This is a genomic window from Rhizobium sp. BK379 (genome assembly GCF_014193955.1).
In the GTDB taxonomy this organism is placed as follows: Bacteria; Pseudomonadota; Alphaproteobacteria; order Rhizobiales; family Rhizobiaceae; genus Rhizobium.
Genome location: NZ_JACIAD010000009.1, coordinates 250,168 through 271,181, shown reverse-complemented (window position 1 = coordinate 271,181; position 21,014 = coordinate 250,168). Strand labels below are relative to the sequence as shown.

The 21,014-nt window shown below is 59.6% G+C and carries 23 protein-coding genes and 1 pseudogene; 15 read left to right on the top strand and 9 right to left on the bottom strand.

The genetic code is table 11. The features are described 5' to 3' along the window. Positions 1–51: 51 nt before the first annotated feature. Positions 52–531, top strand: coding sequence for an SsrA-binding protein SmpB (gene smpB, locus FHT93_RS31415; RefSeq protein ID WP_018115602.1), 480 nt, complete (start codon positions 52–54; stop codon positions 529–531). A gap of 139 nt (positions 532–670) precedes the next feature. Here the strand turns inward: smpB and FHT93_RS31410 are convergent, their stop codons facing one another. Beyond that, on the bottom strand, positions 671–1,252 hold the full coding sequence (locus FHT93_RS31410; RefSeq protein ID WP_007820126.1) for an NYN domain-containing protein: 582 nt from the start codon (positions 1,250–1,252) through the stop codon (positions 671–673). 297 nt (positions 1,253–1,549) lie between these two features. On the opposite strand from FHT93_RS31410, the gene rpoZ reads away from it, so the two are divergent. The 12 genes and pseudogenes from rpoZ to FHT93_RS31350 all read left to right on the top strand — a co-directional run bounded on the left by rpoZ (position 1,550) and on the right by FHT93_RS31350 (position 12,112). Further along, positions 1,550–1,954: a DNA-directed RNA polymerase subunit omega gene (gene rpoZ / locus FHT93_RS31405; RefSeq protein ID WP_018115601.1), complete on the top strand. Its 405-nt coding sequence runs from the start codon at positions 1,550–1,552 to the stop codon at positions 1,952–1,954. A gap of 159 nt (positions 1,955–2,113) precedes the next feature. Then, positions 2,114–4,348, top strand: a complete 2,235-nt coding sequence (locus FHT93_RS31400; protein ID WP_113208474.1) for a bifunctional (p)ppGpp synthetase/guanosine-3',5'-bis(diphosphate) 3'-pyrophosphohydrolase — start codon at positions 2,114–2,116, stop codon at positions 4,346–4,348. A gap of 195 nt (positions 4,349–4,543) precedes the next feature. Next, positions 4,544–4,693, top strand: a complete 150-nt coding sequence (locus FHT93_RS31395) for a DUF3563 family protein (RefSeq protein ID WP_018115599.1) — start codon at positions 4,544–4,546, stop codon at positions 4,691–4,693. Positions 4,694–4,838: 145 nt separating this feature from the next. Further along, complete coding sequence (locus tag FHT93_RS31390; RefSeq protein WP_029616537.1) at positions 4,839–5,429, top strand: DUF2062 domain-containing protein; 591 nt, start codon at positions 4,839–4,841, stop codon at positions 5,427–5,429. 34 nt (positions 5,430–5,463) lie between these two features. Next, the gene (gene acpS / locus FHT93_RS31385; protein ID WP_113013905.1) at positions 5,464–5,868 is read left to right on the top strand and encodes a holo-ACP synthase; all 405 of its coding nucleotides are present in this window, start codon (positions 5,464–5,466) and stop codon (positions 5,866–5,868) included. A gap of 114 nt (positions 5,869–5,982) precedes the next feature. Beyond that, positions 5,983–6,726: a signal peptidase I gene (gene lepB, locus FHT93_RS31380; RefSeq protein ID WP_018115596.1), complete on the top strand. Its 744-nt coding sequence runs from the start codon at positions 5,983–5,985 to the stop codon at positions 6,724–6,726. Further along, positions 6,723–7,439: a ribonuclease III gene (rnc, locus tag FHT93_RS31375; protein ID WP_018115595.1), complete on the top strand. Its 717-nt coding sequence runs from the start codon at positions 6,723–6,725 to the stop codon at positions 7,437–7,439. Before lepB ends, rnc begins: the two co-directional genes overlap by 4 nt. An 8-nt stretch (positions 7,440–7,447) precedes the next feature. Then, entirely contained in the window at positions 7,448–8,386 is a 939-nt protein-coding gene (gene era / locus FHT93_RS31370; RefSeq protein ID WP_112544749.1) for a GTPase Era, read from the top strand. Between the two features lie 327 nt (positions 8,387–8,713). Further along, the gene (locus tag FHT93_RS31365) at positions 8,714–9,466 is read left to right on the top strand and encodes a Crp/Fnr family transcriptional regulator (RefSeq protein ID WP_018115593.1); all 753 of its coding nucleotides are present in this window, start codon (positions 8,714–8,716) and stop codon (positions 9,464–9,466) included. Between the two features lie 221 nt (positions 9,467–9,687). Then, positions 9,688–10,179, top strand: a pseudogene (locus FHT93_RS31360) (chemotaxis protein CheY). A gap of 54 nt (positions 10,180–10,233) precedes the next feature. Further along, a complete protein-coding gene (gene recO / locus FHT93_RS31355) occupies positions 10,234–11,004 on the top strand; it encodes a DNA repair protein RecO (RefSeq protein WP_018115591.1) in 771 nt (256 codons plus the stop codon). A 112-nt stretch (positions 11,005–11,116) separates the two neighbouring features. Continuing rightward, positions 11,117–12,112: an aldo/keto reductase gene (locus FHT93_RS31350; protein ID WP_183851076.1), complete on the top strand. Its 996-nt coding sequence runs from the start codon at positions 11,117–11,119 to the stop codon at positions 12,110–12,112. A 108-nt stretch (positions 12,113–12,220) separates the two neighbouring features. Here FHT93_RS31350 and FHT93_RS31345 read toward each other — a convergent pair whose 3' ends face one another. The 3 genes from FHT93_RS31345 to FHT93_RS31335 form a co-directional block, all read right to left on the bottom strand. Next, complete coding sequence (locus tag FHT93_RS31345) at positions 12,221–13,078, bottom strand: MOSC domain-containing protein (protein ID WP_113014098.1); 858 nt, start codon at positions 13,076–13,078, stop codon at positions 12,221–12,223. Between the two features lie 9 nt (positions 13,079–13,087). Next, the gene (locus tag FHT93_RS31340) at positions 13,088–13,732 is read right to left on the bottom strand and encodes an HD domain-containing protein (RefSeq protein ID WP_112544745.1); all 645 of its coding nucleotides are present in this window, start codon (positions 13,730–13,732) and stop codon (positions 13,088–13,090) included. A gap of 73 nt (positions 13,733–13,805) precedes the next feature. Further along, entirely contained in the window at positions 13,806–15,710 is a 1,905-nt protein-coding gene (locus FHT93_RS31335; RefSeq protein ID WP_113014100.1) for an EAL domain-containing protein, read from the bottom strand. A 470-nt stretch (positions 15,711–16,180) separates the two neighbouring features. Here FHT93_RS31335 and FHT93_RS31330 point away from each other — a divergent pair, with 470 nt between their 5' ends. Together FHT93_RS31330 and FHT93_RS31325 are read left to right on the top strand one after the other, a co-directional pair. Continuing rightward, positions 16,181–16,510, top strand: coding sequence for a hypothetical protein (locus tag FHT93_RS31330; RefSeq protein WP_183851074.1), 330 nt, complete (start codon positions 16,181–16,183; stop codon positions 16,508–16,510). 125 nt (positions 16,511–16,635) lie between these two features. After that, positions 16,636–17,151 (top strand): superoxide dismutase family protein, encoded by a 516-nt coding sequence (locus FHT93_RS31325; RefSeq protein ID WP_113013909.1) that lies wholly within the window; start codon positions 16,636–16,638, stop codon positions 17,149–17,151. Between the two features lies 1 nt (position 17,152). On the opposite strand, the gene FHT93_RS31320 is transcribed toward FHT93_RS31325, so the two are convergent. The 5 genes from FHT93_RS31320 to FHT93_RS31300 form a co-directional block, all read right to left on the bottom strand. Continuing rightward, positions 17,153–18,073 carry a mechanosensitive ion channel domain-containing protein gene (locus FHT93_RS31320; protein ID WP_183851072.1) on the bottom strand — a complete coding sequence of 307 codons (921 nt, stop codon included), beginning with the start codon at positions 18,071–18,073 and terminating at the stop codon, positions 17,153–17,155. Between the two features lie 54 nt (positions 18,074–18,127). Next, positions 18,128–18,658, bottom strand: coding sequence for a tyrosine phosphatase family protein (locus FHT93_RS31315; RefSeq protein ID WP_183851070.1), 531 nt, complete (start codon positions 18,656–18,658; stop codon positions 18,128–18,130). Then, complete coding sequence (locus tag FHT93_RS31310) at positions 18,655–19,263, bottom strand: HD family hydrolase (RefSeq protein ID WP_018115581.1); 609 nt, start codon at positions 19,261–19,263, stop codon at positions 18,655–18,657. Before FHT93_RS31310 ends, FHT93_RS31315 begins: the two co-directional genes overlap by 4 nt. After that, a complete protein-coding gene (locus FHT93_RS31305) occupies positions 19,260–20,099 on the bottom strand; it encodes a folate-binding protein YgfZ (protein ID WP_183851068.1) in 840 nt (279 codons plus the stop codon). Before FHT93_RS31305 ends, FHT93_RS31310 begins: the two co-directional genes overlap by 4 nt. Before the next feature lie 161 nt (positions 20,100–20,260). Then, positions 20,261–21,013, bottom strand: coding sequence for a hypothetical protein (locus tag FHT93_RS31300; protein ID WP_183851066.1), 753 nt, complete (start codon positions 21,011–21,013; stop codon positions 20,261–20,263). Position 21,014: the final 1 nt, after the last annotated feature.

The following is a 21,014-nucleotide window of genomic DNA, read 5'->3' as shown; positions in this document are numbered from 1 at the left end:
TGACAGGAAATGAGGGCGCGGCATTCGCGCTCCTCGGATGGAATTATCGTCATGGCCCCCAAAGGCAGCCAGCGTATCGTGAAGAAGGTCGTCGCGGAAAACCGCAAGGCCCGCTTCAACTACGAAATCATCGATACCTATGAGGCGGGCTTGGTGCTGATGGGCACCGAGGTCAAGTCATTGCGCGAAGGCAAGGCCAATATCGCCGAATCCTACGCTTCGGATGAGGATGGCGAGATCTGGCTGATCAATTCCTATCTGCCGGAATATCTGCAGGCGAACCGCTTCAACCATGAGCCGCGTCGCCGCCGCAAGCTGCTCTTGTCCGGGCGTGAGATCAACCGTTTGCGCGCTGGCATCAACCGCGAAGGCATGACGCTGATCCCGATGAAGATCTATTTCAACGATCAGGGCCGCGCCAAGCTCGAGCTGGCGCTCGCGAAGGGCAAGAAGTTGCATGACAAGCGCGAATCCGAGAAGGAGCGCGATTGGAACAGGCAGAAGAGCCGTCTGTTGAAAGGCAACGGCTGACCATTTGCCTGCAGCGTCAGGCTATTCGCGAATGAAGGCTTGAAGCATGTCGCGCATAGCGTGCAGCGGTTTTGAGTTGGCGATACGCAAGAACGCAAGACTAAAGCGGGGCAAGTGAATCCTGGAGTCGCGACGCGCCTTAGTCTTCGAAATCGCTGGCCGGCGCCACTTCGGCAGGACGCGGAGGACGTTCGGAAGGATCCCGGCCGATCTCCGCTTTCAGCGACAGAAGATCGATGAAGTGATCGGCCTGGCGGCGCAGGTCGTCGGCGATCATCGGCGGTTGAGTGGACATGGTCGAAATCACCGAAACCTTGCGTCCCTTGCGTTGCAGCGCTTCGACCAGATTGGTGAAATCGCCGTCGCCAGAGAAGATGACGAGATGGTCGACCGTTTCGGACTGTTCCATGGCATCGATTGCGAGCTCGATATCCATATTGCCCTTGATCTTGCGACGCCCCATGGAGTCGGTAAACTCCTTGGCGGGCTTCGTTACGACCTTGTAGCCATTATAATCAAGCCAGTCGATGAGTGGACGGATCGAGGAATATTCCTGGTCTTCGATAAGCGCGGTATAGTAGTAAGCGCGCAGCAGGTATCCGCGTTTCTGAAATGCTTTCAAGAGCTTGCGGTAGTCGATGTCAAAGCCGAGACTCTTGGATGCAGCGTAGAGGTTGGCGCCGTCAATGAATAGTGCAATTTTTTCGCGTGGGTCAAACATCGCTTACCGATCCAAAGAGAGTAATCGAAATCCATAAGCCACTTAGCCCAATAAAAACAGTGGCTTGTGGATGTGGCGTCGAGCTGTTCCGTACTTTATGAATTATTCATATATGAAAGATTTAGGGCACGATTCGCGATATTCCAAGCAACCCTCGGTGGAAATGTCACATTGTGCATGGAAATTTAGACCCGCCGCGGATAAAGGCGAGGGGACCCTAACGAAAAACTTGAATTTGTCCGGTTTTAATTGTATCGGGCGTTTTAATCCTGAAAAGACGACCGCAAAGGACAGGCAATGGCCCGTGTCACAGTAGAAGATTGCATTGACAAGGTGGAGAACCGCTTCGAGCTGGTTCTGCTCGCCAGCCACCGCGCCCGGCTGATTTCCCAGGGTGCGTCGATCACCATTGATCGTGACAACGACAAGAACCCGGTTGTGGCTCTGCGCGAAATCGCTGACGAGACCCTGTCGCCGGACGATCTGAAGGAAGACCTGATCCACTCGCTGCAGAAGCATGTGGAAGTGGACGAGCCCGAGCCCGATCCGGCAAGCCTGATCGCGGCCGGCGCTACTGCTACTGCCGACAGCGAAGAGCAGGACGATCTGCCGGAAACGATCACCTTCGACCAGATGTCGGAAGAAGAGCTTCTGGCCGGTATCGAAGGCCTCGTCCCGCCGGAAAAGAGCGACGACTACTAAGCGCATCTCCGGCTTTTGAAGGGCCGGGGCTTCCCGCGCGGCAAAAGATCGACGATTACCAATCATCAATCTTGCGCCTGTAAGGCTTAGGCATAATATTGCCCTTGTGTGCGCCAGTCTGCGATTGGCGCCCTTTTATTTTATTGGAGTGGCCTTGGAATGATGCGGCAGTACGAGCTCGTGGAGCGGGTTCAGAAATACAAGCCCGATGCCAACGAAGCTCTGCTGAACAAAGCCTATGTCTACGCCATGCAGAAGCATGGGCAGCAGAAGCGGGCGAGCGGCGACCCTTACATCTCGCACCCGCTCGAAGTGGCCGCCATCCTGACCGACATGCATCTCGACGAATCGACGATTGCAGTCGCCCTCCTGCATGACACGATCGAGGATACGACGGCGACGCGCGCCGAGATCGATGAACTCTTCGGCGAGGATATTGGTCGCCTGGTCGAGGGCCTGACGAAGATCAAGAAGCTTGATCTCGTCACCAAGAAGGCCAAGCAGGCGGAGAATCTGCGTAAGCTGTTGCTTGCCATTTCCGATGATGTGCGCGTGCTGCTGGTCAAGCTCGCCGATCGTCTCCACAATATGCGCACCCTCGACCACATGTCGCAGGAAAAGCGCGCGCGCATTTCCGAAGAGACGATGGAAATCTATGCGCCGCTTGCCGGCCGCATGGGCATGCAGGACATGCGCGAGGAGCTGGAGGAACTCTCCTTCCGGCACATGAACCCGGAAGCCTACGAGACCGTCACCAAGCGCCTCGAAGAACTGTCGAAGCGCAACGAAGGTCTGGTCAAGAAGATCGAGGCCGAACTGCGCGATCTGCTGATCGCGAGCGGCTTGACGAGTGCCTATGTCAAGGGCCGGCAGAAGAAGCCTTACTCCGTCTTCCGCAAGATGCAGTCGAAGTCGCTTTCCTTCGAGCAGCTTTCCGATGTCTATGGTTTTCGCATCATCGTCGAGGATATCCCGTCCTGCTATCGCGCGCTCGGCATCGTGCATACGCGCTGGCGCGTCGTGCCCGGCCGCTTCAAGGATTATATCTCGACACCGAAGCAGAACGACTACCGCTCGCTGCACACCACCATCGTCGGCCCGTCGATGCAGCGCATCGAGCTGCAGATCCGCACCAAGCGCATGCATGAGATCGCCGAATTCGGCATTGCCGCCCATACGCTCTATAAGGACGGCGCCACCAATGCCGATGGCGACATCCTGTCGCGCGAAAGCAATGCCTACTCCTGGTTGCGGCACACGATCGAGGCGCTGGCCGAAGGCGACAGCCCGGAGGAGTTCCTCGAGCACACCAAGCTCGAGCTGTTTCAGGATCAGGTCTTCTGTTTCACGCCGAAGGGCAAGCTGATTGCCCTGCCGCGCGGCGCGACGCCGATCGACTTCGCCTATGCCGTCCATACCAATATCGGCGATACGACCGTCGGTGCCAAGATCAACGGCCGTATCATGCCGCTTGTAACCCGCCTCAACAATGGCGACGAAGTGGAGATCATCCGTTCCGGCGTGCAGGTGCCGCCGGCCGCCTGGGAAGAGATCGTCGTCACTGGCAAGGCGCGCGCCGCCATCCGCCGCGCGACACGCATGGCGATCCGCAAGCAATATGCCGGTCTCGGTCACCGCATCCTGGAGCGTACCTTCGACCGTGCCGGCAAGATCTTCTCGCGCGAAGCCATGAAGCCTGCACTGCACCGCCTCGGCCAGAAGGATGTGGAGGATGCGATCGCAGCTGTCGGTCGCGGCGAAATGTCCTCGCTCGACGTCCTGCGTGCCGTCTATCCCGATCATCAGGACGAGCGCGTCACGGTCAAGCCCGCCGGTGACGAAGGCTGGTTCAACGTCAGAAGCGCCTCGGGCATGATTTTCAAAATCCCCGGCAAGAGCAAGGCGGATCTCGACGGCGAGCGCGCCTCCACCGAGAGCGATCCCGATATCGTGCCGATCCGCGGTCTCTCCGGCAATGTCGACGTCAAGTTCTCGCCGACGGGTGCCGTGCCCGGCGATCGCATTGTCGGCATCATGGAAAAGAACAAGGGCATCACCATCTATCCCATCCAGTCGCCGTCGCTGCAGCGTTTCGATGATCAGCCGGACCGCTGGATTGACGTGCGCTGGGATCTCGACGAGGCCAATAAATCCCGCTTCATGGCCCGCATCATGGTCAACGCGCTGAATGAGCCCGGCACGCTCGCCAAGGTGGCGCAGACGGTGGCAAGCCTGGATGTCAATATTCGCATGCTGAACACGGTGCGTGTGGCCGCCGACTTCACCGAAATGGTGCTGGAAGTGGAGGTCTGGGATCTGCGTCAGCTCAACCAGCTTCTCGCTCAGCTCAAGGACCTGGAATGCATCGCGACGGTCAGGCGTCTCTACGAGTAGGATTTTCTTAAAGTCTTGCCGATCGCAAAATTGCGCTTTGCATATTTTGTGATCATTTAATGGTCGAATTGGCATATTGAAAAGGCAAGCCATGCAATTGGAGCATGGCTGTGCTCAGGTTACAGCGGTGGTAATTAACCGTTGCCGCGACTATCTTCAGGTCATCAGAAAATGAAACGAAGATGAGGCAAAGCAATGTTTGAACCGATCAGGAAATTCGCCCGCGCCCTTCGCGCTCCGACCGCTCAGGAACGTGAAATGGCATATCTCAATGGCTCGCATGACCGTATTGATCTTGAATATCGTCAGCGTCAGGTCGATCGCGGTATCTTCCGCAATCGTTAATCCCTGAAATATACTTGAAGTAAGGAAGGGGGCGTTATGCATGACCCACGCCCCTTGGAAGAAAAGAAGAATAGACGGCCTGTTTCTCAAGCGGTTCCATTTGCCGCTCTTGTCATGGCCCTGTGCGCTGCACTAAATACGCGCCATGTTGTTTCGCCGTCGCAAACCCGCGGGATTTAAGGAAAAGCTGCGAGAGCTCGTATGGCCTCGCAAGGGTTTTCTGCGCCCGCCGAAATATCTCATTATGCGCGTCCTGCGCCTGACTGCCTCGCCGCATGCGGTTGCAGTGGGCGTCGCTGCGGGTGTCTTCGTGTCGTGGACACCCTTCATCGGCGTGCATTTCGTCATGGCCTTCGTCATCACCTATCTGCTGTCAGGCAATATGGTGGCGGCAGCGCTTGGCTGCGCGGCCTTCGGCAATCCGCTGACCTACCCCTTCATCTGGGGCATCACCTGGGAAGTTGGTCACCTGCTGCTCAGCCGGCAGGATCAGCTGGCCGGGCAGACGATCAATCTGGCCGAGCTCTTCCACAAGCTGCATTTCACGGAACTGTGGAAGCCGGTGCTGGAACCGATGCTGATCGGTGCGATTCCGCCGGCTGCAATCACCTCGGTTGCTCTTTATGTCCTGACATTCTACACCGTGAGAGGCTTTCAGGCGCGTCGCCGCGTCCGGCTGATGGAGCGTGCGCGTCACAGGCTCGCCAATCCCGCCGTCGAGATGCCGACAGTCTGAGCCGAGGCAGTGTCATCCTGAAGGGCCTATTCGCATGATCATCGGAATTGGCAGCGACCTCATTGATATCAGACGCGTGGAGAAATCGATCGAACGCTTCGGTGATCGCTTCACGCATCGCTGTTTCACCGAGATCGAGCGCGCCCGCTCGGATCGCCGCGCCAACCGCGCGGAATCCTATGCGAAGCGGTTCGCCGCCAAGGAAGCCTGCTCCAAGGCGCTTGGCACCGGCCTCTCGCAGGGCGTCTTCTGGAAGGACATGGGTGTTGTCAACCTGCCAAGCGGAAAGCCGACGATGCAGTTGACGGGCGGCGCCGCCGACGTTCTCAAGGCCATGATGCCGGCAGGCCACAAGGCCGCCATTCATTTGACAATAACCGATGATTATCCCTTGGCTCAGGCTTTTGTGATCATCGAAGCGCTGCCGGATGCCGTATGATAGCGACCTCTCGTCGCTTTTAGCGCCGTCGTTATTGCCGCCACCGGCCGAAGCCGCTAGAGAGAACATCAGAAAGAAATGCGCCTTGCCGGCGTCTTGAAGGAATAAGACTGCGTGTCCGAAAAAGTCGAAGCCAAGCCGAACGCCCTCTGGGAAAATATCAAGGTCATCATCCAGGCTCTCGTCCTGGCGATGGTTATCAGGACTGTCCTGTTTCAGCCCTTCACCATTCCCTCTGGCTCGATGATGCCGACCTTGCTGGTCGGCGACTATATCTTCGTCAACAAATTTGCTTACGGCTATTCGAAATATTCGCTGCCTTTCTCGCCTGACATTTTCAGCGGCCGTATCTTCGGTTCCGATCCCAAGCGCGGCGATATCGTCGTTTTCCGTTTCCCGCCGAATCCTGACGTCGATTACATCAAGCGTGTCGTCGGCCTGCCGGGCGATCATATCCAGGTCACCGACGGTGTTCTCTACATCAACGGCAAGCCTGTTCCGAAGGTGCCTGATGGGACTTTCAATTCCGACTACAAGCTTGATCCGGGCCAGGACGTGCCGGTGTTCCGCGAGACGCTTGACGATGGCAAGACCTACGACACGCTCGACCAGTCGCCGGTTTCGCGCGCCGACAACACCCGCGAGTTCATTGTTCCGGAAGGCCATTATTTCATGATGGGCGACAACCGTGACAACTCGCTCGACAGCCGCTTCGATGTCGGTTACGTGCCGGCGGAAAACCTTGTCGGTCGTGCCAGCGTCATCTTCTTCTCGCTCGGCAACGACACGTCCTTCCGCGAAATCTGGAAATGGCCGACCAACATGCGCTGGGACCGCCTCTTCAAGGTTGTTGAATGAGCAAGGCGCAGACGCTCTCAGCGGCGGACCGCGCAAAGCTTGAAACCCTGATCGGACATGAATTTGTCGAGAAGGAACGTCTGGACCGCGCGCTGACCCATGCCAGCGCGCGCACCGACAAGGGCAATTACGAGCGGCTTGAATTTCTCGGCGACAGGGTTCTCGGGCTCTGTATCGCCGAGTTGCTGTTCCGGACCTTCGGGACTGCGGCCGAAGGCGAGCTTTCTGTGCGCCTGAACCAGCTTGTCAGCGCCGAAACCTGCGCTGCCGTTGCAGACGAGCTCAATCTCCACCTCTATATCCGCACCGGCGCCGACGTGAAGAAACTCACCGGCAAGCGCATGATGAACGTGCGCGCCGATGTCGTCGAAAGCCTGATCGCAGCCCTCTATCTGGATGGTGGCCTGGAGGTCGCCCGACGCTTCATCCTGCGCTATTGGGAGGGCAGGGCGGTGCGCGCCGATGGCGCCCGCCGCGATGCGAAGACCGAATTACAGGAATGGTCGCACGCCAAATATGGCGTTACACCCGTCTACCGGGTTGAAGAACGCAGCGGACCGGATCATGATCCGCGTTTCAAGGTGACTGTTGAAGTCACTGGTGTTGCACCGGAGACCGGGGTAGAGCGCTCCAAGCGCGCCGCAGAACAGGTCGCCGCTACGAAAATGCTCGAGCGTGAAGGCATTTGGCAGTCGACCTCTGCCGGAAATTGACGGGATCAATGACAGAAGAAAACGAAATGGCAGCCGAAGTCGCTGCTGAAAGCAATCCGACGCATTCCGGCTTCGTCGCCTTGATCGGCCCGACCAATGCCGGCAAGTCGACGCTGGTCAACCGCCTCGTCGGTGCCAAAGTGTCAATCGTCAGCCACAAGGTGCAGACGACGCGTGCCATCGTGCGCGGCATTGCCATTCATGACAATGCACAGATCGTCTTCATGGACACGCCCGGCATCTTCAAGCCGCGCCGTCGCCTCGATCGCGCGATGGTGACATCCGCCTGGGGCGGCGCCAAGGATGCGGATCTCATCATGCTGCTGATCGACAGCGAGCGCGGTCTGCGCGGCGATGCCGAAGCCATCCTCGAAGGCCTGAAGGATGTTCCGCAGAAGAAGATCCTGGTCCTCAACAAGATTGACCGCGTCAATCGCGAGTTGCTTCTCGCACTTGCCGCCACAGCAAACCAGACGGTCGAGTTCGAGCAGACCTTCATGATCTCGGCAGAGAACGGTTCCGGTTGCGACGACGTGATGGATTATCTGGCGAAAACCCTGCCGGAAGGTCCGTGGTACTATCCGGAAGATCAGATTTCCGATCTGCCCATGCGCCAGCTGGCCGCCGAAATCACCCGCGAGAAGCTGTTCCTGCGCCTGCATCAGGAGCTTCCCTATTCCTCGCATGTCGAGACGGAGAAATGGGAGGAGCGCAAGGATGGCTCCGTGCGCATCGAGCAGGTCATCTATGTCGAGCGTGACAGCCAGAAGAAGATCGCGCTCGGCAAGGGCGGCGAGACAATCAAGGCGATCTCATCAGCCTCGCGCCGCGAGCTATCTGAAATCCTTGAGCAGCCTGTTCATCTCTTCCTGTTCGTCAAGGTGCGCGAAAACTGGGGTGACGATCCCGAACGCTTCCGCGAGATGGGTCTCGAATTCCCGCGCTAACGCATGTCGCGCAAAAGTGTGTCGCGGTTTTGCGGCAACGACATGCGCGAGGCAAACGCATGTCGCGCAAACGTGTGTCGCGGTTTTGCGGCAACGACATGCGCGAGGCAAACGCATGTCGCGCAAACGTGTGTCGCGGTTTTGCGACAAAGGAATTTGAAAAACCAAAAGCTGAAGGGTGACAAGAAAACTGGCTGCTGCGCTCCAGCCTCTTGTTTCCGCATGAAAATCTCTGCCTGTTCCCGGGAACAAATCGGCCTGTCTGCGCATTGATGTGCGAACGGCGCTGCACCCTGCAGCGCCGGTTTTCTCGACAGCAGGGGCACGATGGCGACGGCAAAACCTACCCATTCCTTCAAGACGCCCTGCGAGCAGTGTCCGCTGCGGCCACTGCCGCATTTCCGGGAATTCAGCCGGGACGAGCTCGACTTCGTGTCGAGATTCAAAAGGGGCGAACTGGCCGTCGATGCCGGTGCGACCATTCTCGTCGAAGGTGCCCATAGTGCCCATCTCTTTACGGTGCTCTCGGGCTGGGGCTTCCGCTACAAGATGCTGGAAGACGGCCGCCGGCAGATCCTGAACTACATCGTGCCGGGTGATCTGATCGGCCTGCAGGGGACGATCATGGGCGAGATGCAGCATTCCGTGGAGGCCCTGTCGCCGGTAACGCTCTGTGTCTTCGAGCGCGACAAGCTGATGACGCTTTATAACAAGCACGCTTCGCTTGCCTTCGATATTACCTGGATCGCGGCGCAGGAGGAGCGCATTCTCGATGAGCATCTGCTCAGCATCGGTCGTCGTACCGCGCTTGAAAGAGCTGCCTATCTCATCGCCTTCCTGTTTGAGCGCGCAAGGAAGCTCAGCCTTTTCAATGGCCGCAACGTCATCCCGATCACGCAGCAGCATATTGCCGATACACTTGGTCTTTCGATCGTTCACACCAACAAGACGCTGAAGAAACTTGCAGGGCGCAACCTGATCCGCTGGCAGGAGCGCGGCTGCGACGTGCTGGACGGAGAGGGATTGATGCGGGTTGCCGGATGGGAGGGTCTGCGTGAAGGAAAGCGTCCCTTTATCTGAGGCATGTCGCGCAAAACTGTCCGGCCGTTTTTCGATGACGATACGCGTCAGCAAGGATTTGAAGCGTCGCAATCGGATCTGAAAGATTAAGACGCGTGCTAGAATCTTTCCGGGCCGGATTGGTCAGCCTTAATGTCTTTTTTAAATGCAAATTCGTGCCGGGAAAAATAGAGTTGTGTCATCTTTCCTCCGATTTTCGTTTTTATCGACCGGAGGCAAAAATGTGGCTATTCAGTTGAGGTGGGCAACCATCGTCAACGGTCCAGGCGAGAAACCGACGGAATGATGTTTGCAAAAAGGCAGAAGCGCTGCGATGTTTGTGCTTCACGAGAGGCATGGAGATCATGAGCGAAAGAACCCGCGTTCTGGTCCTGGAAGACAGTCTGATCATCGCCATGGAGGCGGAAGATATCCTGCGTCTCGTTGGTGCGGATACGATCGATATTGCCAATAGCCTCGATCAGGCCAGGGACGCGATCCAGGTCGCAGATTACGATTTCGCACTTCTCGACGTGAATCTCGGAGAGGCGATGAGTTTCGATTTCGCGCGTGATCTGTCGCTCGCCAATATTCCGTTCGGTTTTGTCAGCGGCTATTCCGATACGCAGGATTTCCCGACCGATCTTCAGGACGTGCCCCTTCTCGTCAAGCCTTTCGACGAGAACGCGATGCGCGATTTCCTCCAGAAGCTTTTCCCGACACCGGCCGAATGACACAGCCCTAGCCTTGCTCTAGAATGAATCGGCAGGCTGAAGGACAGTTTTCCGATGCAATGGCAGGACCAGGCGATCATTCTTGGCGTCAAGCGCCACGGCGAGACGAGCGTCATCGCCGAGGTGATGACGCGCGAGCGTGGCCGCCATCTCGGTCTCGTCCGCTCCGGACGTTCGCGCACCATGCAGCCGGTGCTGCAGCCCGGCAATGAGGTGGAAGTCACCTGGCGTGCGAGGCTGGATGAACATCTCGGTGAATTCCGCCTTGAGCCGGTGAAGCTGCGCGCCGCGCGGCTGATGGAGACGGCGACCGCCGTCTATGGCGTGCAGGCCATGGGCGCTTTGCTGCGCCTGCTCCCCGAACGCGACCCGCATCCGCATCTCTTCGAGGCGCTCGAAGTCATCCTCGACCATCTCCACAATCCCGCCGATGCGGGGGAGCTTTTCGTGCGCTTCGAGCTTGCAGTGCTGAACGATCTCGGCTTCGGGCTCGACCTGACGGAATGCGCCGCAACTGGCAATCGCACTGATCTTGCCTATGTCTCGCCGAAATCCGGCCGTGCCGTCAGCCGCGATGCCGGCGAGCCATGGGCCGACAAGATGCTGCTTTTACCGGCTTTCCTGAGTGTGCAGGAAAACCACGCGGCCGATTTCGACAGCCTTGTAGCGGCATTCCGTCTGACTGGATTCTTTCTGCATCGCCACGTCTATGAACCGCGTGGTCTGGAGGCTTCGGCAGCCCGTGAAGGCTTCGTTCAGGCGGCACTCAAGGCGCTGAATCCGGCTTCCCGGACGCTTTCGCGGCCGGATGAGCTTTCTGCCTGAACGGTTTTTCATACCTGCAAAACAGTCTTCAGTTTTGGCGGTTTACCCCCGTATGCCGCACCCCTATCTCTCGTTCGATAGGGAAAGCTTCTAAGCGCTCAAGGAGGAAGCCATGCTGACCAAGCCCGATACATCGACCACCATAACGCTCTCGAACGGGCAGGAGATTCCTCGCCTCGGCATGGGCTGCTGGGCGATCGGCGGTCCGTTCTTCGCGGGCGATACGCCGCTCGGCTGGGGCGAGGTGGATGACAATGAATCCATCGCTGCGATCAACCGCGCGATCGACCTTGGCATTCGCTTCTTCGATACAGCCTCGAATTACGGCGCCGGCCATTCGGAAGAGGTTCTGGGACAGGCGATCGGCAATCGCGCCGATATCGTCATCGCCACCAAGTTCGGTTTTGCCACCAATCCGGAAACGAAGCAGGCGACCGGCGCTTTTGCCGATCCTGCCTTCATCCGCCAGTCCGTCGAGACGTCGCTCCGCCGGCTGAAGCGGGAGCGTCTCGATCTCCTGCAGTTCCATCTCAACGATTTTGCACTGGATCAGTCCGACGCGGTCTTCGATACGCTGCAGGCCCTGCGGGAAGAGGGCAAGATCGATGCCTTCGGCTGGAGCACGGATTTTCCCGATCGCGCCGCCCGTCATGTTCACCGCCCCGGCTTCGTTTCGATCCAGCATACGATGAACGTCTTCGAGCCGGTGCCTCGGATGATCGATGTGATCGAAAAGAACGATCTCATCTCCATCAATCGCGGGCCGCTTGCCATGGGCCTGCTGACAGGCAAATTCACGCCGGACAAGGCTGTCGGCGCCAAGGACGTGCGCGGTGCAGCACTCGAATGGATGGTCTATTTCAAGGACGGCCGCATCGCGCCGGAATTTGCCGCAAGGCTCGATGCCGTACGCAGCCTGCTCACATCCGGTGGACGCACGCTGACGCAGGGCGCGCTCGCCTGGCTCTGGGCGCGCTCGCCGCGCACCTTGCCCATTCCCGGTTTCCGGACCGTAGCCCAGGTCGAGGAAAATGCCGGCGCACTGGAAAAGGGCCCGCTGCCGGCCGATGTGATGGCGGAGATCGACGCGGCGCTGGCCCGCGTCTGAGGCTGCAAAGCATGTCGCGCAAAAGTGTGGAGCGGTTTTGCGAGGACGACATGCGTAAAAACAGAGACCTGAAGCGTGACACGCGAATCCCGGGGATCGCGGCGCGCTTTAGGCTCGGGCGCGCACCTTGAAGGTCCAGCCTTCCGGCCGTGCCTCGATGATCTTCACCTCATCGCCGATCGCAACCCTGCCGGTGCCGCGTGGCGTCACGTTCCAGCCGAAAAGCGGGCCGGGGACCCGCCGGTCACCCGACATGCGGATCCGGCCCATGGCAGGCATGGGGTTCGCCACCTCGCGCGAACCTGTCAACTGGTCCTGCGTGGTCATGATGCAGCGGGCGCAGGGCTTGACGAGGTCGAAGCGGATGCCGGCGATCTCTATCGCAGCCCAGCGGTCCTCCGCCCAGGCCTCATCCGTGTCGATGACGATATTCGGCCGGAAACGCTCCATGCCGACGTCGCCTTCGGCGTGGGCCGCGAGATCCGCGTTGAGCGCCTTCAGCGATCCCGTTGTCGTCACCAGGATCTGGTAGCCGTCCGAAAAGGTCACCGGCGTGCCTTCGCCTGCCCACTCGGCATTTGCCGTTCGTCTGGCGGCACTGTCGAAGAAGACGAGTTTCACCTCACGGCCGAGCCATTCCGAAAGCTTGCCGTTGCTGTCGTCGTCGGCAACGGCAGCGCTGACGGCCGATTTCCAGACCGTGACATCGAGCCGCCGCTCCGGATGCGGCGGCGGTACTGCGATATCAGCTTTGCCCTGCATCAGCAGCCGAAAGGCGCCGGTCTCCGGTCGTACGTCGATCCGGGCGAGGGCCGGAAGCTCGCGCTGCGTGATGAATTGCCCGTCCGCGTCCGTCACCATGGCGCGCCGATCGCCGGGCAGGCCATAAGCATCGATCTCCGTGGAGGGCAGGGCAATGCCCCGGGCGCTCTTGAGCGGGTAGATGAAGAGATCGCTGACACGCATCATAGGCTCCTAGATTTCATCCATAAATGCCGCGAGAAAGTCGCGCAGGCTCCTGTCGCGGGCGGCTGCCAGTTCGCGGCCGGTCCGGGTCTGGAAACCATCCGCCAGTTTGAACAGCTTCGTCTGGAAATGGTCAATCGCATAACGCTTGTCATCAAGCGGGCGGTCGCCGGCCGCGGGGTCGAAGGGATCGTAGAGGCCAGATCCAAGCCGCCCAGCTATATAAAAGCAGCGCGCCGCGCCCACCATGCCGATCGCATCGAGCCTGTCCGCGTCCTGCAGGATTTTTGCCTCCAGTGTTTCCGGCGGAACGTTCGCCGAGAAACTGTGCGCGGTGACCGCATGAGCGACATCGGCGATATCGTCGTCGCTCCAGCCAAGCTCTCTCAAGATCCGCGACGCTTTGTCCGCAGCAAGCGCTGATGCCTGGGCGCGCAGAGGCGAATTCTTCTCGACGGCGACGCAATCATGCAGCAGCACGGCAGCGGCCAGCACGTGGCCCTTGCCGCCTTCCGCGGCATGGATGCGCATGGCATTGCGGAAGACACGCAGGATATGAGCGAGGTCGTGGGATCCGTCGTCACCCTCGGTCGCATGCGGGATGAGCTCCGCAGCCAGGGACTCATGGGAAGAAAAGGCTTCAGCCTTGAACATCGTCGTCACCGGTTTTCAAAGGATTTGTATCCCATCGATAACGGCTTGGCCGGCGAGTCGCAACGTGCCGAAATCAACGCCGGAGTTTGACGAGCGGCGTAACGCTGTCCGTCTTTTTCGGCGGCATGCAAAGCATGAAGGCGACGTCGCTGAAGGGTTTTGGGGGGCTTATGTAATAGCCCTGGATCTCGTCGCATGCCTCGCGTTCGAGCAGCGCCATCTGCTCTGCCGTTTCCACGCCCTCTACGGTGACGCGCATGCCGAGCGCATCGCCGAGCAGGATGATCGCGCGCATGATCGCATGCGCTTCCCTATGATCCACAATGTCGTTCACGAAGGACTTGTCGATCTTGATCTTGTCGAAGGGGAAGCTTGAGAGGTAGCTCAGCGACGAATAGCCGGTTCCAAAATCGTCCATGGAAATGCGGATGCCGCGCTCCTTGAGCGCATGCAGGACCGGCAACACCTCATCGCGATTTTCCATCAGCACGCTCTCGGTGATCTCCAGTTCAAGGCGCGAAGGCGAAAGTCCTGCCGTCGCCAGCGCCTCGCCGACATCTTTCGGCAGATCGCTGCTGCTGAACTGGATGGCCGAGACATTGACGGCAATCTTGATATCCTCGGGCCATTGCGCTGCATCGTTGCAGGCCTGGCGCAAAACCCAGCGGCCGATATCGACGACGAGGCCGACCTCTTCGGCAAGCGGAATGAACTCCATCGGCGAGACGCGGCCGCGCACCGGATGATTCCAGCGGATCAGCGCCTCGAAGCCGCTAATGCGATGCTGCGCCAGGTCGTAGAGAGGCTGGTAGTGAAGCTCGAATTGCTCGTTCTGCACGGCGGCACGCAAATCGGCCTCCAGCGCATGGCGGGCCTGTATCTTCTCGTCCATCTCGCCGGTGAAGAAACGTTCGCGCCTGCGTCCGTCGGCCTTGGCGTGGGAAAGAGCGACCGCCGCGTTGCGCAGCAGCTTGTCGGTCTCGACAGCATCGTCAGGGGCTATCGAAATGCCCATGGAAACGCTGAGTTCCACCTGCTTCTCGCCGCGGAAGAAGGGTTCGCTGAGCTCGCGACGGATCTGGTCGGCAAGCGCGGTGACGTTCCACGGCTGTTGGCGGCCAGTCTGCAGGATCGCGAATTCGTCCGAGCCGAGACGGGCAAGGATATTCTCCGAGCCTGCCGAGGCGCGGATGCGCTCTGCCACCTGTTGCAGGATCTTGTCGCCGGCGGAAACACCAAGCGTGTTGTTGATCGACTTGAACCGGTCGAGATTGAGATGCACGAGCGCGATCTGCTCGTCCGGCCTGCGATCGGAAAGGGCTGCATCGATCTGCTCGCGGAAGCGAATGCGGTTCGGCAGGCCGGTCAGCGGATCGTGATGGGCGAGGTAGGTGATGCGTTCTGCCGCCTTGCGGTCTTCGGTAATGTCGGCATGAATGGCGATATTACTGCCATCGGCAAGGATGGTGACGACGCTCTGGATGATGCGGCCGTCATCCATCCGCCATTCGCGCCTGCGGATGCGCCCCGCCTTCGAAGAGGCCTCCTGACCTTCCCTCCTGCCGCGGGTCCTGGCATGGGCCTGCTCCGTACCGCGTGTCTTGCGCATCAGGTCGGCAATCGCCGTACCGGGCATGACATCGTCATCGGCAAAGCCGAAGAGCTGGCGAAAACGCAGGTTGGAAAGGGTCAGCCGCTGGTCCGCACCGAACACACTGAGGCCGAGCGGCAGGTTGTTCAGGACGATTTCGAAGAGCTCGCGCTGTTCTGCAAGTGCCTGCCTGGTGAAACCGACCGTGGTCCGCAATTCGCGGTTTTCGGCGAGCAGCGTCTCGGCGCTGCGCTCGATTTCGCTATAGTCGCTCTCATGGCCACGATAGGTCGCGATGACGAGATCCATCAGATGCTCTGCATCGATCGATCCGTCCTCATCGACGGCCTGCGTGCACTGTTGCCAGAAAAGCGTCTCGGCTTTCATGCGCATAAACCCCCTTGCGGGACGGTTGCGATGGAAGCATGGCAAAAGGCGAAGGCGTCTTCGATTGGCAAAAGGTGCCAGATCGCGCCGAGCATAAAAAAGACCTTCCTAAAATGAATGCAAGAATCACTTTTTTTAAGTAGCAAGTAGCCGCTTCCAGCAACTCGCACGCGGCATCTTCTACCGCTCCGATTAATAATCGGTTGCAACCAGGCGACGCTTTATCGCTAGCCGGCAATTTGTTTGTATCTCGCAAACTACTGAAATACTGAGGAAACCTGGTTTCCAAGGGTAATTGGGAAGGGCCGTGGGAATGGGTGGTTACACTTTGTCAACTATGGTTAATCGGGAGTTAACAGCTTATTGACCGAAGCCGCAAATCAGTTTAGTCACCAGGTCAGTCTTTGATATTTTCCACCCGTGTACTGCGTACAGACTCTCACCGGAAGAAGCGGTGAACGGAGGTTTGTATGACTGCTCTTTCATCAGTTTCAGACGTCTCTTATGCATATTTGGCAACGCTCTCGCGGCTTGATGCCAATGGCGACGGCGTCTTGAGCCGCACTGAACGCGCGGCAGATCAGAAGCCTGGCATCATCAGGGAATTCCTCGAAGAGGATGATTCCGGCAATACGCAGCCGAAATATCCGAGCAGCCTCGTCGCGCTCATGATGGACTATGGTGACAACGGCTCGGGCGTCCCCTATGCGCTGCAGCAGGTTGTCCCCGATGCCGACGACCAGGCGACGCAGATCTATCGCAATACCTATGGCGAGTTCGATTTCGGTATCGCCGCCTGAGCCTTGATCAATGGCGCTCGCAGTTGAGCCGGCCGCGCGCCGGCTTTTTCTTGCCTTTTAGGCGGGCAGGAACACCTTCCCTTTGTGAGCGTTGGGGTATTGTGCCCAAAACGGAAGGAAACCCGATGAAAATCATAGGCATCATCGCTGGCCTCGGTCTACTTGCAGCGGCGTCCCAGGGCCTTGCCCAGGACAAACAGACGGCGACGGCAAATTTTATCGGCCCTGATGGCAAGGAGTCCGGCCGCGCCACGCTGACTGCTGCGGCCAATGGCGGCGTTTTCATCGAGGCGGAAATCTCCGGCTTGCCGGCCAACAAGTGGGTCGGTTTCCACATCCATGAGACAGGCCGCTGCGATGCCGCAACGCATCATCAATCGGCCGGGGGCCATTTCAATCCGACCAAGGCAGAGCACGGTTTCCTGGCCGCCAAGGGGCCGCATGCCGGAGATATGCCGAACCAGTATGTCGGTCAGGACGGCATACTGCGCGCACAGGTCTTCGACACGATGATCACGCTCGACGGCAAGGAAGATGGGGTGCGTGGCCGCGCGCTGATGGTGCATGCCGATTCCGATGATTATCGAACCCAGCCGACGGGCGGCGCCGGCGACAGGATCGCCTGCGGGGTGATCAAATAGGTTATGGCTGCGTCTGGGGGGATGCCTTCGGCGTCCTCTTGCGGGCCGAAACCCTGACCTGTGTTTCCTCTGGTGCCGGTTCGGGAAGGGGCGCGCTCGAAACCTCTGCCGGAGCGTCGCCAACCTCGCCCTTCTTGTCAAAGGCAAGCTTGACGCGCTTGATCATGTCGCGACTGAGGTCCCACCAGTCCCCGGTCGATGCCCAGTAGCGTAGCGTCACGCTGACCGCGCTGTCGCTGAGACTATCGATGAAGACGCTCGGCGCCGGCGCCTTGAGGACGCGCTTGTCGGCGGTTGCAAGCGTCATCAGCGTCTCCATGACGAGATCGAGATCCTCCTGATGGGTAACGTTGATCTTCACCTCGTTCTGCCGCGTCGGCTGGCGGCTGTAATTGGTGATCGGCGTGTTCCAGAGCGTTGAATTCGGCGCAAGCCGGTAGAGACCGTCTCCGGTTCTGAGTTCCGTGGCAAACAGACCGATCTCAAGAACCGTTCCCGAGACACTGCTTGTCTCAATATATTCCCCGACGCGCAGCGGACGAAGTACCAGCAGCATGATGCCGGCCGCGATATTCTGCAGCGTGCCCTGCAGTGCCAGGCCAACGGCAAGGCCGGCAGCGCCGAGAGTCGCGATAATCGATGCCGTTTGCACGCCGAACTGCGCGAGGACGGTGACAAAGACCAGCACCAGCAACGCGTAGCGCACGACATTGGTGAAGAAACGGGCGAGCGTCTCGTCGATGCCGCGCACGCGCGAGATGCCCTCGTAGGCCCAGCGGCTGATGAGGCTCGCCGCCACCCACCCGACGATGAGCAGGATGATCGCCCCAAGGATGGAGAAGGAATATTGTACGGCAAGCGCGCTCGCCTGGTCGAGTGCCGAGCGGGTTGCGATGATAAGGTCGGTGGCCTGTTGTTCCATCAGGTGCTCCTCGAATGCCTCGTCGAGGGCTAGATGGAGCAGGGGCGATGTGCGTCAACCGTTCGAATTGTCCCTGACGGGCAATACGAAGGGTGCGTTGCCGTCGGCCTCGGCACCACGGCCAATGGCCTTCACGGCATCGACGAGCCGGCCGCGCCGGTCAAGCAGCGCATCGCCGATTTCGACGATTCGAGCATTCGGCGTCGCTTGGGGCGAGACGGTTCGCAGCCGCCGCGCAAGCGCCATATCCTCCTGCTCCGGTGCGAGCGAGAGAGCCGCTATCAGTGCTGCGGCTGGTGAGCGCGATACACCCATCCAGCAATGAACAAGCAACGGTGCTTCCTGCTGCCAGCCGGCAGCAAAATCGATGATCGCCCGCACGTGCTTTTCGTCGGGCGCGACGAGATCACCCGTGCCCTTGAAGGCAATATCGTTCATGTTGAGCAGCAGATGCCGGTCGGCCTGGATGACGCCCGGCCGGTGAAAGGCCTGTTCCTTCGCCATCAGGCTGATCATCTCGCGTGCCTTGTGCCGCACGGCCATTTCGCCGATACGCGCCAGGGGAGAAACCACGATCATCGTCACGCGCCGACACTCCGCTTCGCCTCGATCTCGGCGAAACGCTCGCAGAAGAGCCGCTGCGCTTCGAGCGCCGGGACGGGATCGATCAAGAGCATGTCTCGCGTGATGCCGCGCGGCTGGCCGAAGAATTTCTGCGCTTCGGCCGGCGTGAAGCCGGCAAGAACAGTCGCCTCGAAATAGGCGGCAATCGTATCGGCCTTCTTGATCTTGTCCTTGAGCTCACGGGAGGCGTGCGGCGGCAGACCGAAGCGCAGGTGTACAGCCGCCTCGAGCCGTTTCTCGACGGTCTTGTATCCGCCGCCGACGACAGCCTTGAAGGGGGAGATCATATCGCCGATCACATATTCGGGTGCATCATGCAGCAGCGCCATCAGGCAATCGCCGGGTGTTGCCTCGTTGAAATGCCGGAAGATGAACTCGACGACCAGGCAGTGCTGGGCAACAGAAAAGGCATGGTCGCCCGACGTCTGGCCGTTCCAGCGGGCGACACGGGCAAGTCCATGGGCGATATCGCTCAATTCGACATCGAGCGGCGAGGGATCGAGCAGATCGAGCCGCCGGCCGGAGAGCATGCGTTGCCAGGCACGCGGAGCCTTCGCAGTCGTCACGCGCTGGCCTCGTCGGAGGAGGTCGGAAAGCTGAGCCCGGACCAGGAAGGCAGGCTGAGTGTCACGGAGACATCGCCGGCAAGCAGCGGCGTGCCGGATGCCATGGCTTCGCCGGCGCGGTCGATTCGCACGATCGCCAGTCCGCTCGCTCCCTCGACGGAACCGAGCGTGCCGACCGGCTTGCCATTCGCGGTGATTTCGGTGCCGCTGGCAGGCAGTGCGGCACCTGCCGAAACGGTCACGACACGGCGCCGCGCCGTACCGCGATGGTGCATGCGCGACACCACTTCCTGCCCGACATAGCAGCCCTTCTTGAAGGAGAGGCCGCCGTTGAAATCCATCAGTACGTCATGCGGGAAGGCGTCCTGCAGAGCGTAATCCGGACCTGACGTGACGATGCCGTTCTCTATTCGCAGCGCGTCGTAGAGCGCCGCGTCATCGTTGCCATGATGACCGGCACGACGCAGAACGATGACGTTGGCCTTGGCAAAGCGGCTATCCCCAACGCCATCGTTGGCATCCTCGCCCCAGGAAACGGTCACGCCGTCTTCGGCAACTGGCGTCAGTGTCACCGGCGCACGAAGACGATACATGGTCAGCCGCTTCAGCAGGGCTTCTCGCTGGGTCGCATCCGTTTCGATGATGAAGCCGTCGCCGTCGCGCCAGATCATGAAGTCGAACAGGATCTTGCCCTGCGGCGTCAGCAATGCGCCGGGCCGCGCCTCGTCCGCGCCGAGCGAAACGATGTCGGTGGTGATCAGATTCTGCAGGAAGGACTCTGCTTCCGCCCCGCCGATGGCGATGAGCGAGCGGTCTTTCAAGAATACGGCTGGCATGGCGGAACCTGTCGCGTTGGTGATCGACCAGAGGTAAGTCTTTGAAGCGGAGGGTGCAAGCGCTCGACGCATCGGCCTGAAAATCGGAACTGATTTTCGACAGGCCTGATGCGTAGATTCATGGGCTTAGTGCGTCGGAATCGACGCCCAGATCTCTGGCCTCAGTCGCCGGCCGTGAAGAACTTCCATTTGCCGTCCGGCGCGATGCCGACGCGATAGAAGTTATAGCCGCCGAATTCCTGCATGTCAGAGAGATCGCCTGCGGTGACGATGCGCAGCAATTCTACGCGTTCCGGCGGCGTCAGCGTTTTCAGGTCTTTCTCGGCAAAATAGGGCCAGACATACATCTCCTCAGGCGTGCCCTGGCCGACATGTACGAAGCCGGTCGAGATGACGTCGAGCATGATGGCCAGAATTTCGTCGCCATCCGGGTCGCCGGAGAGATCCTTCAGTGTGCCGATCGGATCGTCAGTGGGTTCGCCGACCGTTACCTGTGTCTGGTCGGCACCGGTCCCCATCAGCGGACGCAGGCGTTCCAGATCGCCTGATGCGGCTGCCTCGACGATCTGCTCGCGCATCTTGCGCACCGGTTCCGGTGCCTTGTTGATGTCGTAGATCACTTCGACGGGCTTGGAAGCGTCGGACGCGCCCGGCGTCTTGTCGACGCTCTGGCCGCTGTCTGTGTTGACGAGCGGATCGGGCTGGGGAATGCCGGGCGAACCGGTCTGTGGTGCAGCCGGCTGCTGTGGGCTCTGCTGCGCCGTAGCGGGCGCATCGGGTTGGCCCGGGATCTTCTGAAGTTCGGAAAGTGCGTAGGCGGAAGAGGCGGACAGCATGCTGCCTGCGGCAATGCCGACGGCAAGCAGGACCGGCGCGAGCGGAATTCGCGAGGAAATATCTTTACCGGTACGCATG